This is a genomic window from Mesorhizobium sp. M1A.F.Ca.IN.020.04.1.1 (assembly GCF_003997315.1).
GTDB lineage: Bacteria > Pseudomonadota > Alphaproteobacteria > Rhizobiales > Rhizobiaceae > Mesorhizobium.
In genome coordinates, this window is the sequence record NZ_RZSN01000049.1 from 18,701 (window position 1) to 34,646 (window position 15,946).

The following is a 15,946-nucleotide window of genomic DNA, read 5'->3' on the forward strand; positions in this document are numbered from 1 at the left end:
GTCGTCGTTTCCCCTGTTGATTGGCTCAGCCGACGCGGGTGGCGACGGCGGCATTTGCGTGACTTGAGTTGAGCAAGGAGACCGCGTCGGTAGCGGCCCTTGCAATACGCTCGATGATGGCTGCGCCGACGATTTCGCCATCGACGAAATCGTCGGGCGTGCCGTAGACGCCCGTAGGGACGGTGACAGCGCCAAAAAAGCCGAACAATGGCCGGAGCTGATGTTCGAGCACCAGGCCATGGTATGGGCTCCCGCCGGTCGCCGCGAGAAGCACGGTCTTGCCCGTCAACGCGCGATAGTCGACCAGGTCGAACAGGTGCTTGAGAGCGCCAGTGTAGGAAGCCCTATAGACAGGCGTTCCGACCACGAGCAAATCGGCCTTCTCGACACGCTGGATAATCGCTTCTCCAGATGCGCCAAGTGCGCCGCGGGATAGTCCGGCGAAAAGCGACGGTGCTGCCTCCGTGATCTCAATCAGACCGGTGTCGGCAAGCAGGCGCAACGCGACCGCCTTGACCAGCGCATTGACGACCGCCGTGGTGCGGGACGGGTTGCTTACACCGCCGGATATTCCAAGAACCGATAATCGTGCCAAGTCATCTATCTCCCACACATGCGCCATAGGCCACCACCGAAACCAAACGATATTCTACGAAATCTGTAGACATAAGGTACTTTGTTCTGATGTTTTCACGTCAATGGGAAAAACGGCGCTGCTAGGAGCGGCACGCCCACCGCATTCGATCTCAAATGGGATTAACTTGGCAGGGGCCGTAGGCGTCACCCGCGAGTTCGACTTTGGTGAAAACAGGGGTCGTGTCCCACCGCGTGGTGTAGGTCGGCGATAGCGAAGCCGCTCGCGAGCGCGCCCTCAACAGCGCTGTAGCGAGCGAGCGGCGCAGCGGCGGTCATCGATGTTCTTCGGTAGGGTTGGGTTGCTGACACAACCTGATTCGAAGGAACCACCGATGACCAACGACATGATGAACCTGCGCACGCTCGTAGAGAAGACCCCCGATGCCGATATCCTGCGCGAGATGATCGGCTTTGCCGCCGAGCGGCTGATGGAGCTGGAGGTGGGCGCCGCCACCGGCGCGGCCCATGGCGAGAAGAACCCGCTGCGGCTTGTCCAGCGCAACGGCTACCGCGACAGAGACTGGGAGACGCGGGCCGGCACCGTCGAGCTGCGCATCCCCAAGCTCAGGAAGGGCTCTTACTTCCCGAGCTTCCTTGAGCCGCGGCGCATGGCCGAGAAGGCGCTGATCGCCGTCATCCAGGAGGCCTACGTCCAGGGTATCTCGACGCGCTCGGTCGACGACCTGGTCAAGGCGATGGGCATGAGCGGCGTCTCCAAGAGCCAGGTCAGCCGGCTGTGCGAGGAGATCGACGGCAAGGTGAAGGCCTTCCTCGACAGGCCCATCGAGGGCGACTGGCCCTATCTGTGGATCGATGCCACCTACCTGAAGGTGCGCCGCGGCGGACGCATCGTCTCGGTCGCCGTCATCATCGCCGTCGGGGTCAACGCAGACGGCCGGCGCGAAGTGCTGGGCATGGAGGTCGGCACGTCTGAGGCCGAGCCGATCTGGACGGAGTTTTTGCGCAAGCTGACCCGCCGCGGCCTGCGCGGCGTCAAGCTCGTCGTTTCCGATGCCCATGAAGGTATCAAGGCGGCCGTCACCAAGGTGCTGTGCGCGACATGGCAGCGCTGCCGGGTCCATTTCATGAGGAACGTGCTGGCGCATGCCGGCAAGAGCGGCCGCCGCGTCGCCTCGGCCTTCATCGCCACCGCCTTCGCCCAGGAGACGGCCGAGGCCGCCAGCACCCAATGGCGCGCCGTTGCCGACCAGATCCGGCCGAAGGTGCCCAAGCTCGCCACCATCATGGACGATGCCGAGCCCGACGTGCTTGCCTACATGACCTTCCCCAAGGAGCACCGTGCCAAGCTGCATAGCACCAACCCGATCGAGCGCCTCAACGGCGAGATCAAGCGCAGGACCGAGGTCGTCGGCATCTTCCCCAATGACGATGCCATAGTCCGTCTCGTCGGCGCCCTCCTGCTCGAACAGAATGATGAATGGGCCGTGCAGCGGGCGCGCTACATGACCCTTGAGACCATCAGCCAGATGAGCGATGATCCGCTCATCAGCCTGCCGGCAGTGGCGCGCTGATCAGTCCGGCCCTTGCCGGAGAGCACGGCGACCAATGCCGTTACCTACACCACGCCATGGGGCACGATCAAAACAGGCTCCGCCGGCGCGATATGAGGAATGTCGTCCAGCCGTTTGTGACAGCGCTCTCCACCGATGCCACGCAATCAAATGAGCGCGTGTATCATGACGGCTAGGCGTGCGAGAAACGTCCTCAGGCATTGCCCTACGAAGGAGCCGATATTAGCGCCGAGATTTCAAGGCTGGTCAGGGACGATTGAGAGTTTTGAGCACCGGCAGCACGAAGGCGGCAATCGCAGCGTCATGCCTTCGGAACCATCGGTAGCTGCTCAATACGTTCTGTTGTGCTCCTGCCTGTATATGTGTTGCGTAATTCCCACTGAATGGCAACGGATTACCTGCGTCTGGTTATTCATTCTTCACCACTCACCCGCCCTTGATGATCTTTCGAAGCCGGGCGGGATCGGACAAAATCGCGAGGTCCTTCAACGGATTGCCGTAGACGGCGATGAGATCTGCGTGAGCGCCAGGCGCGATGGTGCCGATGAGGCCTTCCATGTTGAGCACGCGGGCAGCATCCACCGTCGCGGATACGTCCCGAGGCTTGAGAACGCGGCCGCGCAGAAGAAATTCCTCTGATTGGTGCCCCTGCATCTGGCCAAGCAGATCGGAGCCGTAGCCCATGGTCACGCCAGCGCTTTGAAGCATTTCGAGCGCCGACAAGCCGGCATCGAGAACGAAGCTCACCTTTTCAAGGGATTCGGCGGACATGCCGTATCTGGCTCCGTCCCGAGCGACGACAGCAAAGGTGATGTTCGTCGGGACGACGAACGCGCCTGCCTCGCGAACCCGGTTGGCGGTTGTCGCTTTGATGAGGTTTCCATGCTCGATTCGGATGGTCGACGTTTCATCCCAGATTTACTTTCGCGCCTCACGCCGGCACTCGCGCACATAGTCCGCCGGGTTATGTCGCCAAGCGCCGAGCGGATTTGCGGCAAGGGGAAGTCCGGGCACTCCTCGCACCCTCGTCCTCGCGCAACACCGCACGTAACAGAAACGATAGCACGCATTCTCACAATTAACGACGGCTGTTCGGCAGTGGGCTTCGTCGCGAGCGAGGACGAGAGTGTCGGGTCTACAACCAAATGTCGGAGGTCGGACCCAAATGTCGGAGGTCGGACACGCAAGGCCCTTACCACGTAGGTGATTGAAAGCTTTATTGACGAGGCGCTCCAATGGCCGGCCCGCAATGCGGGAGATATTGTTAGAGGCGTCTCGAATGACTTCTCCGCGGGACCCGAAGGGCGTCTCAGGCATCCTTTGGCACGATTAGTGCAACGGATGATCCGCAAACGTTGCACCGATACAATGTGAGGGGAGCGTCACCCAGATTTTTGTGTTGACCGTCCACTCACTCTTCACCCAGTGGCTGCCGCGCAGGCGCTTGCGGACGCCGGTCAGCCCGATAGCTCATCGATCCAGATCAGCGGAGAACAATACACAGAATGGGAACGAGATCAGCATGAACTCGAATTTTAGTCGTTTGGCCCAAGCCACCGCTATGAACTTGCTCTGGACGTCGGCGAACGAAGGCATGTGGATGCCGGCCCAGATTACGGAACTTGGCGCGGCCATGCGCGCGAATGGACTCCAGCTTGATCCCGCGCAGCTCAGCCGTCTAGACACTGCCCCGCTCAACGCGATCGTATCACTGGGCGGATGTTCAGCTTCCTTCGTCAGTCCGCAAGGACTGGTTGCGACCAACCGTCACTGCGTGCTGGAATCGATCCAGTACAACAGCAAGGAGAGTCAAGACTATCTCACCAAGGGATTTCTAGCGAAAAGCCTTGGTGAAGAATTACCCGCGGTGCCCGGCAGCCGCATCTATGTGATCGAGGATATCCGTGATGTGACCGCCGACATGCTCAAGGGCGTATCGGACAAGCTGAACGGCTTTGCGCGCTATGAGCGGCTCGACAGGAACCGGAAGGCGCTGATCGCCGCATGTGAAGAACAGCCCAATCGCCGCTGCGACGTGGAGTCCTATTATGGCGGCGCCTCCTACTATCTCCAGCAGAAGCTCGAAATTCAGGACGTGCGCCTCGTCTATGCGCCCGCGCTCGGCATCGGTAACTTCGGCGGCGAAACGGACAATTGGACGTGGCCGCGCCACACAGGCGACTTCGGTTTTTACCGCGCTTATGTCGCTCCTGATGGTTCCTCCCGGCCTTATGCGCGCGACAACGTGCCCTACCGGCCGAAGAGCTGGCTGCGCATTGCCTCTAAAGGCGTGCAAGACGGCGATTTCGTCATGGTCGTCGGCTTTCCCGGAAAAACCAATCGGTTCCGCACGGCGGATGAAGTACGGTTCAATTTCGCGCGGTACGAACCGCTGTTGCAGCATTTGCTGTCGGATTATGCGGCCCAGATAAACCAAACCACGGCAGGCAATCGAGAAGCGCAGATCCGCTACGCCTCCATCCTGCAAGGCGTGGAAAACTATAAGAAGAAGTTGGCGGGCGATCTCGCCGGGGCCAATGCGATCGGGCTCGACGTGCGCAAGGCTATCGAGGAGAAAGCTTATCACGACTGGGTCGCCGATGATCCCGCGCGGCAGGCGCGCTATGGCGCAGCGATCGGCGAACTGGGCGCCATGGTGGACGAGAATAGCCAGGCCTCGCTCGAGGGGCTGCGCCAGGCGCTGCTGAACCGCGCGCAAATGCTCTCATCCGCGCGCACTCTGTATCGCTGGGCCAAGGAGCACGAGAAGCTCGATGAAGACCGCGAACGCGGCTTTCAGGATCGTGACCGTAACCAGACCGTGGATCAACTGACGCAGATCGAACGCGGTTACCTGCCCGACATCGATCGCAAGCTATTTGAGGCCGCGCTCGATGAATATCGCCGGCTAGACGCAAAGGACCGCGATACTGCGTTCGAAACGGCTCTGGACCAAATCGGCCTTGACCGACTTTATGCAGAAACCAAACTCGCCGACACGGCCACGCGGCTCGGCTGGCTCGACAAGCCGGCTGCTGCCTTCGAGGCGTCGGACGATCCTTTCATCAAGCTGGCGGTCGCGCTCTATCCCGGCGACATAGCTGCGGAGCGCGCGGCGAAGGACCGCGCTGGCCGAGCGCAGGCGGCGCGCGCGACTTATATGCAGGGCCTGCGCGCCTACTGGCAGGCGATTGGCCGGCCGGTGTATCCCGACGCGAATGGATCGCTGCGCATCACCTGGGGCAAGGTGTCGGGGCGAACACGCGACGGGCAGATCTGGACGCCATTCACCACGGCTGAGGGACTTCTGGCCAAGCACACTGGCAAGGGCGAGTTTGATGCGCCGGCCGCCGCCGTCGCTGCGATCCGGGCCAAGAATTATGGCCCCTATGTCGCGCCGGAGCTGGGCACTTTGCCGGTCGACTTCATGTCCACGGTCGACATTACCAATGGCAATAGCGGCTCGGCCACGCTGAATGGGCGCGGCGAGTTCGTCGGTCTCGCCTTTGATGGCACGCTCGATGGAGTGATCTCCGATTGGGCATATGCCGCAGACCGCAGTCGAAGCATCCATGTCGACAGTCGCTTCATGCTTTGGACCATGGACAAGATTGACGGCGCTGCCTGGTTGCTCAAGGAGATGGGAGTGCTGCCGGCGTCGCGTTCATGAGCGGGGTAGTCTGGCGGTAGGCGGCCTGTCGGCGTCATACCTCCACAAATCCCCCTTGGAATTTTAGACAAATCCCGTGCGGAAGCGCCGCCTCAGCCGGTCTTGCAGCGCCTGCCGGTCGGCGACGAGGTCGTCGCAGCGACCCGGCGCCGCTGCCCGGCCATCAATTGTCCAATCGGCGCCCACGTGCCAACACAAACACGCCGCAGTCATAAGCATTCGGCTGTCGGGTCATGGGGGCTGCCTCGAAGGTGCCGTTCAGCACCCTTGCGAGCTGGTTTGCAGGCTCGTCGTTGTGGCCCTGTCCGGGAGGAGTCGTGGTGATAGGCGACCCGCTCCGGGTTGCGGCCATCAACGAGCAGCAGCGAGCAATGGGTGCTGTCGCTGGTACGATTGCCATTGCTCACTGGCACGAATAGGAAGTCGGCTGGGCCGACAGCTCGATTATAGATGACCTGCAATGTCTCTTGCGCGTTCTGCGACCCTGCGTAACGCATTTGCTCCACCTCGCGACCCAAGTTCCATGTGCCAGTCTGCCCTTTATGCGACTTTTCGAGCACAGACCGGGAACATCTGGCGCCCAAGGCCAGCTTAGCGCTGGAAAAGCCAATGTGCGGGAGTTCAGAAATGGCCGCTCCGGGGCCGACTGCGGTCCGTCCGGTTTCGGCCCCGGTTGATGGAAAGCTGCCCATAACCAACCGACGCCCTTTCGGCCGCTCGTACTCAAATACCGAAACCACGATAGCGGTCATTGCCCGTAATAATGTCAATTCGCTTCGCTACGCATGCGCAGCGATTTCGGGCTCAACTCCGAAGCGCCAAATCGCGGCGGAACCGATCGCTGTGGAGATTATGCCTGGGGCGCGACACCTTCGGGACGGGCGCTTTCCGCCCCTTCCTCGGCCGCGGCCGTTGCCTGCGCCCGTGCAGCGCGCTCCACCATCTCGCGCGTAACGACTTTGCTATGATCCCGCTCACGGTAGAGACGCGCATACGCGGAGTCGTCGACATCGCCCGGGCCATAGTCATGGTAGTCGAGATGACGCCAACCCCGTTCCGTGAGGTCCATGCCGTATTCTACGCCGACAAATCCGCTCAAGGGCACGATATAAGTCTTTACGAAGGGAACGTCCTCGTATGTCCGCTTGATGAACTGGGCGCCGGGCGTGTTTTCGATAAACCATGGTTGCCGGCCGAATCCGCCAAACTGCAGTTGGATGATGTGGCCCAGCGTTTTCAATGCCGATAGAGCGTCCTCCCGCATTGTGGAGTAGGTCGCGGGGTTAAAGTGGACCGAGCGGTTGCGCAGCGTCGCAAGCTCCATGAAAGCTATCCCAACATCAGGCAAGAGCACGCCCCAGTCTTCCAGCACGCGCACGGCGAACCGCCAGTCATCGAAAGACTCGCTGCGATAAACACGGCGGTAGTACGGCGACGCTTTGTAGTGATCCCGAAGGTCCAGGATGAGGTGGTTCAGGATGCGCTCGCCGAGGGCGCACGCAGCGACCAAGGCTGGGAAGTAGAGCCCTGATACAAAGGCGCGGCGCGCCTGTTCATGCATCAGGTTATGATAACTGACGATGGAGAACGCCTTTGCGCCAAGGTCCTTAGTGTCCTGGATCACTTGCGCATGGCGGCGTTCGCCGTACTCGGCTTTAAGCCTCTCAATCGCATTGTTGCGGTTCTCGATATGGAGCACCTTCACTTTCTCCTCCCAGTGCTCGCTCGGATCGTCGAGACTCATCGGGGTGGAGTCGAAATCATAGGCAAACGGGTGATATCGCCGCCGCCCACGGTCTCGCACGGATACGTGCCCCTCATGGTCGTAGAGGCCGCGCGGCAGGTCGGCGACCGTGATGAACCCTTCTGATACAGCGCTCTCCGCGTGGCCGTTGCTCTCGGTCTCAGCGGCTTCCCGGCGCTTGGGCCCCACGTGCTCAGGTTTCATATCTTCGACAGCAGTCGGCTCTTGATCGGCCATGGTCCGTCAGCTTGCCGTCGCGGGTGCGGCCGTTCGGCGGCGCATCCTCACCTTCAGCGCATCCGGATGGAAATTGCCCATAAGATGGCCGCATCCTGTTGTACGGAAGGGCGAAGGCTTGTTCTTGCCCCCGACCGCCTCGAGCTTTTCGTATAACCCTTCGCTGACGGTTAGCATACGTGGATCGGCCCAGATAAAGAGATTATCGTCAACGATCTTCCTCATTCTGAAGATCCATGAACTCGGCGCGCCGGACGCCGAACCACAATGTGCGCTTGCCATATAGACCCTCCGCGAGGCTGTCGAACGTGATAATCTTGAAATCGTCGCGCTCTTCGGCGTCAATACGGCTGCGCCGCAGTTCGCTCTCCGCGTATTCGGCGCGGCGGCCGAACACCAACACGAATTTCGGGTAGGTTGGGTTGCGTTGCATCGTCACCGGCACGCTGATCGTGCTCAGCTGATTGAAGAAGGCCTGCGGGTTACCTTCATCGAAAGTCAGCCTCCAACTGCTGATCTGCTGCGTGCACGAAATCCGGGTGGTACTCGTGGCCGCCGTCCATATAGAAGCGCGAGGTCGGCCTTACCCGCGAGCCCCTCGGATATTCGGATTTGATCACCGAGCATTGGCTATGGATTTGACCAGCGCTGCTGAACCGGCAGCGATGGTGCCACTCTGGCCCGCGATCGCAATGTTGAGCTGCCGCACTGGGCGTTCATCGACCGTATCCTGAAGACTTATCTTTCCGTCGCCTTGTCCTGCTCCCACGGCAACGTCTGACGCGATCGGGAGCCACATCTCGACCGTCGGATCGTTAAGATCGGTGCGATTGGGCGCGGTTAGTTTCACGACTGGCCGGCTGCCGACGATGAAGCTTTTCTTCGGCTGGACGATGCGCAGTATGGCGATGCCACGTCGCTCAAGCACGCGCATCACCTCTGCACTCGGTTGTCCGATTGTCTGAACTCGAACGTTGCGTACTGTTCGAGCCTTGGCATCGGCCGTCGCCAGCGCTTCGATTTCGTCAAGTCGATGGGGTGCGGCTTGGCGGAGCTCGTCGAGTGTATCCTCAACCATTCGCAGTGCTTCAGCATCGGAGACGTTGGCTCGTTGGGTCTCAGGACTGCGTCGCCACTGGGTTAGAAAGAATATGTACCAGAGGCGCTTTTGCTCGGATGTAAGGACGGGAAGCCGGCCCTCCCGTGCCGGCACCAGAATGGATTGCACGACTCCAACAGCCTCGCTCTCAAGAACTGAAAGAGCGTGCTCCATTGCCGGATCCTTGGCCCCGGTTTCAGAAAGCGTGCTGTACAGATGATTCTGATGGAACAGTTCAAGAGGCCTTGCGCGGCGGACCGTGACGGGTCGTTCGCGGAGGCGGCACCAGTGCAGCCAGCCATCCGAGTCTGTGAAGCCGTTCAGGATCATCTGCGGCACGTAGTGATGGCGCTTGGGAACTGACATCGGTCCGATCGTCTAGGTGCTAGTTGTGATGCACGGCGGTGCCATCAACAGATCGCCGTCGATACGACGTGGATCGAGAAACTCAGGTCGGCGGATGAGGATCTTAAGCAGGCTACGCAATGCATCGAGCGCCAGGTCCTTCGCCGCCAAATCCCGTTCTGCATGTGCGTCGGCAGCGCCAATTCGTCGCCGAGTGCCATGGACAATGGCTGATCGGGTCGAATAGACCACCGCGATCGCGTCACTCATGGCTTTCGCACCAGCTTGACCTCCCTCGATACCTGCCAACGCGGCTGCGCGCATCCGGAGCTTCCACGAGATCGCCTGCCCGTCTCCGTCGCCAAGTAAAACCTCAAGAGCGATTGTGGCGTCGAGAATTGCGTCGGCGAGGTCACTGCGCGTCATTGCCGTGTTCAGGCGACGGGTGGCCAAGGCAAGCCTTTCGCCTGTTGAACTTTCTAATGCTTCAAGAAGGCATGCGACCTTGCGCATCTGCGCCTTGCTGACGAGGGGTAGGTCCGCACGGTTCCAACCAAAATCGTCGAACACCTCGGGATAGCGGCGTGCGCCAACGGCATAAACATTGGGCAGCCCATAATTGTGCCGGTGACGCCAGCCCCTCGCAAGCCGGATTTCCTGCGCATATCCAGTCTCGATCCCGGTCTCGAGCCGGAGCGCAGCGAATAGCGCATCGATGCGCTCGCGTGCTTCCGAGCTGAAGTTCGATAGTGTCTGGCTAAGCTCGATCCAATTGCCGTTCGGAACGTCCCATCCGGTAAGCACGAAAGCATGGGTCGCGGCCGCGAGCACTTGGTCATGACCGTTAGCGCCGTAGGCCTTCATCTCCCATCGCGCTCGTTGAAAATCTGGCGACATTCGCATGATATAGGCAGAGGGTCCGAGGCGCACCCGGTCGAAGTCGAACCGGACGAGTGCGATCGGCGCGAGCACCGCAAGCTTCAGGCGCGAGTCAAACAATCCTTTGAAAAGCGGCTTCAGAACAACAGCGCGGGTCGCGTCCGTCGCGGGGGCCGCGCCGAAGCGAAGAAAATGAACATCCGCAGCCCGCGCGACTAGAAGGTCGATAGCGACCCTTGCTAACGGATTTTCCGCGTCGGATCCCGTCGGGGGAATGCGGGCGATTTCGGGGTATTCAAGGGCGAACGCTGCCAGCCTCGCCACTGCAGGGAAACGAATGGGTGGGAACTTGCCTAACTGACGCGCCTCAGGGTCGTTGTAGGGAGGTTCGAGCAGTGAAGCATATTCTAGCGGACCCACCCCCGTCCAAGCGCCATCGCCCAACGATGCCATGCCGTTGTTATGCAGCGAGAAGGTCGGATATCTGCTCACCTTGGATGGTTTGCCGCCACCCTCAAGCTTGGAAAGAATGGCAGATACGACTTCATCATACGCTTCGGCCAGCAGCTTGCCTAGGCGCCTCTGTAGCGCGCTCTCCTGGGCGGCTTCCTCATCCATCAAGTTTCCCCTAGTCGAGCAGTGACATTCCGAGTTGGTTTGTTGGAAACTAACATGCAACCAGCCCGAGGCTTAAGACTGCTGCCCGTTTTTCGTTCTTCGAGTGTGGTCGCCTCATCCGTATGCGGGGAAATAGTCAGCAAAAATCGACCGCCATTCGTCGATCGCCAGCTTCGCATATCCCTGGTTCGAGTAGTTTTCCGCAGTACGGGCCCGCCGATACGCCTGGTCGAGAGCGGCGATCATCCTGTCGGCCTCGGACTTAGCGAGATAGGAAGCGACGTCGTCGCTGTAGCCGGCGGGATCGGCAATCTTGGTCCAGACCTTGTCCCTCATTTTGTCGAATCCCCATCGAGCGCCGCTCGGATAGTCGGTGATAGTGACGTCCTTCAGAACATGGCGCACTAGGACCTCCAGATGAAAGGAGCGGAAGAGATTTCCCTTCTCGCGGTTCCAGCACTTCAGCATCTTGATCAGTGGCACGAGTGAGCCGTGGTGAGCTTTGTTGGACGCGGACCACAAGTCGACGTGCTTCTTCGGATCCGTGGGAATCCATCTCTTCAGGTGCGAGTCGGGAATAAGAAACCCACCGCCAGTTCGATAAAAGCCCGGAACGACATCGACCTTGAAATCCGTGAAGGTGATGGTCACCGCTTGGCCGTCGGGCTTTATTTTCGGTGTCTTCGGATACCTCTTCTTGAGTGTCGTCATCACGGATGACAGCAGTGCATGCTGGCTTTGGTCCGTGTAGTATTTCGGATCGAGCACGATGAAGACGTCGATGTCTGCCGTAGTGAGGGGTGCGATCATCGTGTTTCGGCGATAGGACCCGGTCAGAAAGGATTCGAGAACTTCGAAATCTTCGGCGACCGTGTCCCGCACGTTCTGCTGACGGCTGGACGTAGTGCTTTCCTGAAGACTTGTGATTTCAAGGTTTGTTCTGAATTGGCGAAAGCCCTCCGATATAGTTGTGACCATGTTTGCCTCAGATTCCGAGACGACCGCGAATCTGATCCCATTCCTTCGTCAGGCGCGCGTTGTGCTTATGAAACAGCCTAGATGAGAGAAGGATCGCGGCCGTAGATTTGGTCGTCTCATAGAACGAGAAAAAGTCGATCGCCTGCGATTGAGCTGCGGGTCGCGAGAAGGCCTGCTTTCCTGTGAACAGTCGAGTTAGATTATCGAAAACCTGCTCGCTGCGGATACGGAGCCATTCCATCCGGAGCCACCGGGCGATGATATCCTCACTGAAGACCGCCTGAGCCGCGACAGCAAGGACTTCGAGATTCGTGGAGCGATTCAAGACGGCGACGAAGTAGATGACGAGGTAACCTGCGGTCTTCGTTCGCTGTCCGACGAGCATCTTTCGAACAATCTCGCGCGTGAAGAACGTGCTTTCCATGACCGACGCCGCGAGGCGCTTCAACGGGTTTGTCTGGTCATTATTGTAGTAGCCGACTGTCTCTTCATGCGTCAGCGTCACGCCGTAACTGTTCGACAGCAATTCCTGCCGGCGTTTGTCTTCGGCACGAGGAAAGAGATAGAGCTTCTGGACCTGTCCCTGGAAAAAGAACAGCAGCACGCAAACGATGAAGACGATCTGCACGATATCGTAGACAATCGGATAGGCCACCTTGTCGGCGAAAAGCGCCGCAATCGAGAGGATCGAAACCACCCAGAACAGTCCAGATCCGACAGCTTCGGCCCGCTCGAGGGGCTTGTAGTAGTTGCCACCTACCGTATCTACCCTGGGCATCGATAGCTCCCTTTCCTCAACCTACTTGATCACAGCGTAGAATGGCTCGCTAAAACCAACGAGCCGATCATCGCTTCTACGGATGATGAATGCTTCCGCCATGTGGACGCCGCGATATTCGAGCGCTTCCCAGCGACGATCACCGTCGGTAGGCTTCTCGAAGCCGCCCCGCCCTTTCTTGAGGGCCATCGCCACTGCCCCGGTATTGGTGATGCGCCACCGTACGTAGCAGTCAGCCGGCACCGTCTGGAACTTGTTGACACGGACGTCGAACCAGAGACCACCCCGCGGGGGTAACGCCTCGCCTGAATTGATCGGATGTCCCTTGCCGGAATACTGGGACGCGCGATATTCGGCGAAGACTTGGACATTCCGGGAAACCTGCTCGGCGGGCTGCCAACGCGGGGCCTGGAGGTGGGATGGCGTCCGGAACCACAATGGGAGGATGCTGATACCAAAGTCAATTACGTTGTCGACTAGGCTATCAAGGTGGGCTGCCCCTTCCATGAGAAGCGCACTGGCCTGCTGCATCGCAGAAGCCTCCGCCTTCTTTACGTTCTCTCCCTTCGCAAAATCGTCGCCGAAGACCTTGCGCCATTTCTCGATGCTGTCGGAGCGGGTCTCGGCATCGATCGCTTCATCGATCCACTTCCGGTACTTGTTCACGAAGTTTCGGAAGTTCGCGTACTGGGTGTCGTTCCACAGGTCGGCAAAATCCTCGGTGGGGAGCGAAGGGTTGTTGACCCCCGGCTTGTCCGGCCGTGCCTGCAGCCAGTCGTCGAGCCTACCCATGATTGTCTGCAACGCGGTTGGCGTGTCCGCGAACCCGTCCGAATCCTTGTCGAACCACTCGATCCGGTGACCGACGAGTGTCGTTAGAAGAACCGACTGGCAACTGAAACGCTTCTTGATGTCCCTGATGTATTTGATGAGCCGGGTCGCCTTGCGAAACGAGTTATTACCCGAGTACCCGTTCTTCTCGCGCATCCATCGAGTGTATTCGATGGGCTGGGATTCGTCGAACTTATCATTGCGCTTGTCGCAGACTTCGAGCGTTCCTCGGTACTCGCGGTCCATCACCAGCGGAGCGATATCAATCTTACAATCGTCCGCATAGGTGATCGTGACGCAGTAATCATAAACGACTGTCTTGTCGGCATATCGTCCGCTCTCAAGGAAAACGCGCCCGAGGTCCTTCACGTATTGAGCGGCACTCCAGCCATCGACCGGCCGAACCCTGACGAGCAGATCGGCGTCGAATTCTCCGCCATCCACCGGGCGGATGATAGTGTCGTGCGCCCAAGAGCCCTGCTCGATGAAGGTGGAGATTGTCGGTTCCCAGTCGGATGCTCGAAGAAAGCTATTAATCGTCTCCGCTCGGTCCTCAAGCAGTGTAATACGGGTTTGATTGAGATTGACGGTATCGGATAGAAAGTTTTTGAAGTCATTTACAAGTTTCACACTGCCCCCTCTTGATATGTGCTAGTCCCCAATGGCTGTCGAAACGCTCACGTTCCCGACGGACTCTCATTGGCGGAAGGAGAGGTACGGAAAGCCAAGGAAACAGCCGCTCGGGTTTGCGAACACGAACGAGATAATCTGCTTTACACGACCGAGAGTGAAAATAAGAATTTAACTCTCACACGGGGACGAATGCTTTTGGATAGATTGCGAGAAACCGATGCGTAGCACGCGTGCGGTGACCAAGCCGAACACGTATTATGGCGTCCATGGTAATGTGGTCGAGCAGTACAAGATCCAGGGTGTTTGGTTCTGCCATGCGTGGAGAGAAAATGGCTGCGCATGATACGGTACGCATTGTCGCGCACGACGAAGAATGGGCCGCGCGTTGTGCCGGCGAGGCGGAGGCGATCCGCGCTGTCATTGCACCGGCGCGGGCATTTATTGATCATGTAGGATCTACGGCGATCCGCGGTCTTATGGGCAAGCCGTGTATCGACCTCCTGGTCTCCCTTCTCGACTGGTCAGAAGCACAACAAGTCGCCGCAACGCTGAAAACAGCGGGCTATGTCGAGGAGGAGAGTTGCGATAACCCACCGCGCATTTTTCTTGTGAAACCCGATCCCGTCACGCCCTTTCACCTTCACCTAGTTCCCAACGGCAACTCTTGGGGACAGGACATGATTGTATTTCGCGACGAGTTGTCCGGCGATCCAGACCTAGCGAGCCGCTATGCCGCTCTCAAGCAACGCCTTGCGCAGGCGTATCCGACCGACGCCAAGGCCTACACTCGAGGTAAGTCTAGCTTTGTCGCCGAGGTTCTGCGTCATGCAGCGGCGGCGTTTAGCAATGACCGCCTGCTGACCCATCAGCGTGCGGAGCTGAACCGTGCGCAGGCATCAGAACCTGGCACTTGCCGCCCAATTTGGTGTTGCGGCCATCGCCGCAATCTCAGTCTATTCCAGTGACAACGCCACCCTTCTCAACTTCGCGCTCATCGGCTTCGGGCTTGCCGGCTTTTGGCTCTTGCTGGGCCGCAGGCAGCGGAAGCACCGCTCGGCTGGCGACCAAGCGCGCCGGGCGGTGCTCTTGGCGAGCGGTCTCAATGCACGATTCTCGGCAGAGCAGCGGCTTAGAATCTTTGACGGCTTCACCGCACCCATCGAAAACAAGCCAATGGTGCGCGAGGAAAGCTACTTTGCGAGCCGCGCAGAGCCGAGTTATTTCCGCCTGGCCGAGTTGATTGAAGAATCAGCATATTGGACGCGCGACTTGCAGCGCGCGAGTGCCCAAGCGATGCGCCTCGTGCTGGTTGCGGTTGCGCTTCTGATGGGCTTCACGCTCTGGCATGCTATGTCTTCGATGTCCACCGACGCACAGGTCTCACTTGCGCGCGTGCTGGTGGCGGCACTAGTTTTTCTGCTTTCGTCCGATACAGTCGGCACGATGATCGCACACAAGAACGCCGCCGACGCTATCGATGATGTCCTCCAACGCGTCGAAAGTGCGGCCGCACGTGGCTACACAGAGCCGGACCTGCTGCTACTCCTGTCGGACTACAATGCGGTCGTCGAAGGCGCACCAGTCGCTTTGCCGGGTATATATCAACTCCGTCGCGGCAAACTCACCCGCAGATGGCGCGCTTATCTGGAGAATAAGCGACTAACGGAGCTGAGCTGAAGCGTCTCGGCGATCAACTCAGCCCTGCAGCTCACTAGCGTGCGGAAAGCGCGAGTGTCGGCTGCTACCGGAAGCTACCTTCGCTTCACGACGTGAGATGAGGTGCGACCAAAACCTCCAGCATGTTTAATCCCGATGTCTGCTCCCGGACACAGGCTAAGTGTAAGCGCTGTTCTCAGGCCACGGCCCTGAGTTCGGGAGCCGGGATGTAGGCCCAGGGCAGCAGGTCGTCGATCTGGCTGTTCGGGTGGCCATTGACGATCCTGGTGAGGACATCGGCGAGATAGCC

General features: G+C 59.3%; 15 protein-coding genes. 4 read left to right on the forward strand and 11 right to left on the reverse strand.

What is annotated here, in order from left to right; translation table 11 throughout:
- Positions 1-25 precede the first annotated feature (25 nt).
- On the reverse strand, positions 26-595 hold the full coding sequence (gene msuE / locus EOA49_RS12785) for an FMN reductase (protein ID WP_029356692.1): 570 nt from the start codon (positions 593-595) through the stop codon (positions 26-28).
- A gap of 373 nt (positions 596-968) precedes the next feature.
- Here msuE and EOA49_RS12790 point away from each other — a divergent pair, with 373 nt between their 5' ends.
- The gene (locus EOA49_RS12790) at positions 969-2,168 is read left to right on the forward strand and encodes an IS256 family transposase (protein ID WP_127243178.1); all 1,200 of its coding nucleotides are present in this window, start codon (positions 969-971) and stop codon (positions 2,166-2,168) included.
- 426 nt (positions 2,169-2,594) lie between these two features.
- On the opposite strand, the gene EOA49_RS12795 is transcribed toward EOA49_RS12790, so the two are convergent.
- Positions 2,595-3,086 (reverse strand): amidohydrolase family protein, encoded by a 492-nt coding sequence (locus EOA49_RS12795; protein WP_348626872.1) that lies wholly within the window; start codon positions 3,084-3,086, stop codon positions 2,595-2,597.
- Positions 3,087-3,690: 604 nt separating this feature from the next.
- On the opposite strand from EOA49_RS12795, the gene EOA49_RS12800 reads away from it, so the two are divergent.
- A complete protein-coding gene (locus tag EOA49_RS12800; protein ID WP_095517097.1) occupies positions 3,691-5,838 on the forward strand; it encodes a S46 family peptidase in 2,148 nt (715 codons plus the stop codon).
- 850 nt (positions 5,839-6,688) lie between these two features.
- Here the strand turns inward: EOA49_RS12800 and EOA49_RS12805 are convergent.
- The 8 genes from EOA49_RS12805 to EOA49_RS12840 form a co-directional block, all read right to left on the reverse strand.
- Positions 6,689-7,819 (reverse strand): hypothetical protein, encoded by a 1,131-nt coding sequence (locus EOA49_RS12805; RefSeq protein ID WP_127240889.1) that lies wholly within the window; start codon positions 7,817-7,819, stop codon positions 6,689-6,691.
- Positions 7,820-7,825: 6 nt separating this feature from the next.
- Entirely contained in the window at positions 7,826-8,044 is a 219-nt protein-coding gene (locus tag EOA49_RS12810) for a hypothetical protein (protein ID WP_095517096.1), read from the reverse strand.
- A complete protein-coding gene (locus tag EOA49_RS12815; RefSeq protein ID WP_127240888.1) occupies positions 8,028-8,264 on the reverse strand; it encodes a hypothetical protein in 237 nt (78 codons plus the stop codon). The genes EOA49_RS12810 and EOA49_RS12815 overlap by 17 nt, the downstream gene beginning before the upstream one ends.
- Positions 8,265-8,435: 171 nt before the next feature.
- Positions 8,436-9,284, reverse strand: a complete 849-nt coding sequence (locus EOA49_RS12820) for a DUF4238 domain-containing protein (RefSeq protein WP_084831572.1) — start codon at positions 9,282-9,284, stop codon at positions 8,436-8,438.
- 12 nt (positions 9,285-9,296) lie between these two features.
- Entirely contained in the window at positions 9,297-10,760 is a 1,464-nt protein-coding gene (locus EOA49_RS12825) for a HEPN domain-containing protein (RefSeq protein WP_127240887.1), read from the reverse strand.
- A gap of 114 nt (positions 10,761-10,874) precedes the next feature.
- Positions 10,875-11,738, reverse strand: a complete 864-nt coding sequence (locus tag EOA49_RS12830) for a CBASS oligonucleotide cyclase (protein WP_127240886.1) — start codon at positions 11,736-11,738, stop codon at positions 10,875-10,877.
- Positions 11,739-11,745: 7 nt separating this feature from the next.
- Positions 11,746-12,516, reverse strand: a complete 771-nt coding sequence (locus EOA49_RS12835; RefSeq protein ID WP_029356721.1) for a hypothetical protein — start codon at positions 12,514-12,516, stop codon at positions 11,746-11,748.
- A gap of 21 nt (positions 12,517-12,537) precedes the next feature.
- Positions 12,538-13,977, reverse strand: coding sequence for a cyclic GMP-AMP synthase DncV-like nucleotidyltransferase (locus tag EOA49_RS12840; RefSeq protein WP_095517093.1), 1,440 nt, complete (start codon positions 13,975-13,977; stop codon positions 12,538-12,540).
- Between the two features lie 332 nt (positions 13,978-14,309).
- Here EOA49_RS12840 and EOA49_RS12845 point away from each other — a divergent pair, with 332 nt between their 5' ends.
- Positions 14,310-14,945, forward strand: a complete 636-nt coding sequence (locus EOA49_RS12845) for a GrpB family protein (RefSeq protein ID WP_164746801.1) — start codon at positions 14,310-14,312, stop codon at positions 14,943-14,945.
- On the forward strand, positions 14,866-15,657 hold the full coding sequence (locus tag EOA49_RS12850; RefSeq protein WP_029356716.1) for a hypothetical protein: 792 nt from the start codon (positions 14,866-14,868) through the stop codon (positions 15,655-15,657). The genes EOA49_RS12845 and EOA49_RS12850 overlap by 80 nt, the downstream gene beginning before the upstream one ends.
- A gap of 175 nt (positions 15,658-15,832) precedes the next feature.
- On the opposite strand, the gene EOA49_RS12855 is transcribed toward EOA49_RS12850, so the two are convergent.
- Positions 15,833-15,946 (reverse strand): transposase domain-containing protein (locus tag EOA49_RS12855; RefSeq protein ID WP_135913840.1); only part of this gene is annotated, 114 nt, incomplete at its 5' end.

What these genes read in the sequence shown, in the direction of transcription:
- EOA49_RS12790 (WP_127243178.1), top strand. Translation starts at nt 969, where the DNA reads ATGACCAACGACATGATGAACCTGCGCACGCTCGTAGAGAAGACCCCC.
- EOA49_RS12800 (WP_095517097.1), top strand. Translation starts at nt 3,691, where the DNA reads ATGAACTCGAATTTTAGTCGTTTGGCCCAAGCCACCGCTATGAACTTG.
- EOA49_RS12805 (WP_127240889.1), bottom strand. Translation starts at nt 7,819, where the DNA reads ATGGCCGATCAAGAGCCGACTGCTGTCGAAGATATGAAACCTGAGCAC.
- EOA49_RS12810 (WP_095517096.1), bottom strand. Translation starts at nt 8,044, where the DNA reads ATGAGGAAGATCGTTGACGATAATCTCTTTATCTGGGCCGATCCACGT.
- EOA49_RS12820 (WP_084831572.1), bottom strand. Translation starts at nt 9,284, where the DNA reads ATGTCAGTTCCCAAGCGCCATCACTACGTGCCGCAGATGATCCTGAAC.
- EOA49_RS12825 (WP_127240887.1), bottom strand. Translation starts at nt 10,760, where the DNA reads ATGGATGAGGAAGCCGCCCAGGAGAGCGCGCTACAGAGGCGCCTAGGC.
- EOA49_RS12830 (WP_127240886.1), bottom strand. Translation starts at nt 11,738, where the DNA reads ATGGTCACAACTATATCGGAGGGCTTTCGCCAATTCAGAACAAACCTT.
- EOA49_RS12835 (WP_029356721.1), bottom strand. Translation starts at nt 12,516, where the DNA reads ATGCCCAGGGTAGATACGGTAGGTGGCAACTACTACAAGCCCCTCGAG.
- EOA49_RS12845 (WP_164746801.1), top strand. Translation starts at nt 14,310, where the DNA reads ATGGCTGCGCATGATACGGTACGCATTGTCGCGCACGACGAAGAATGG.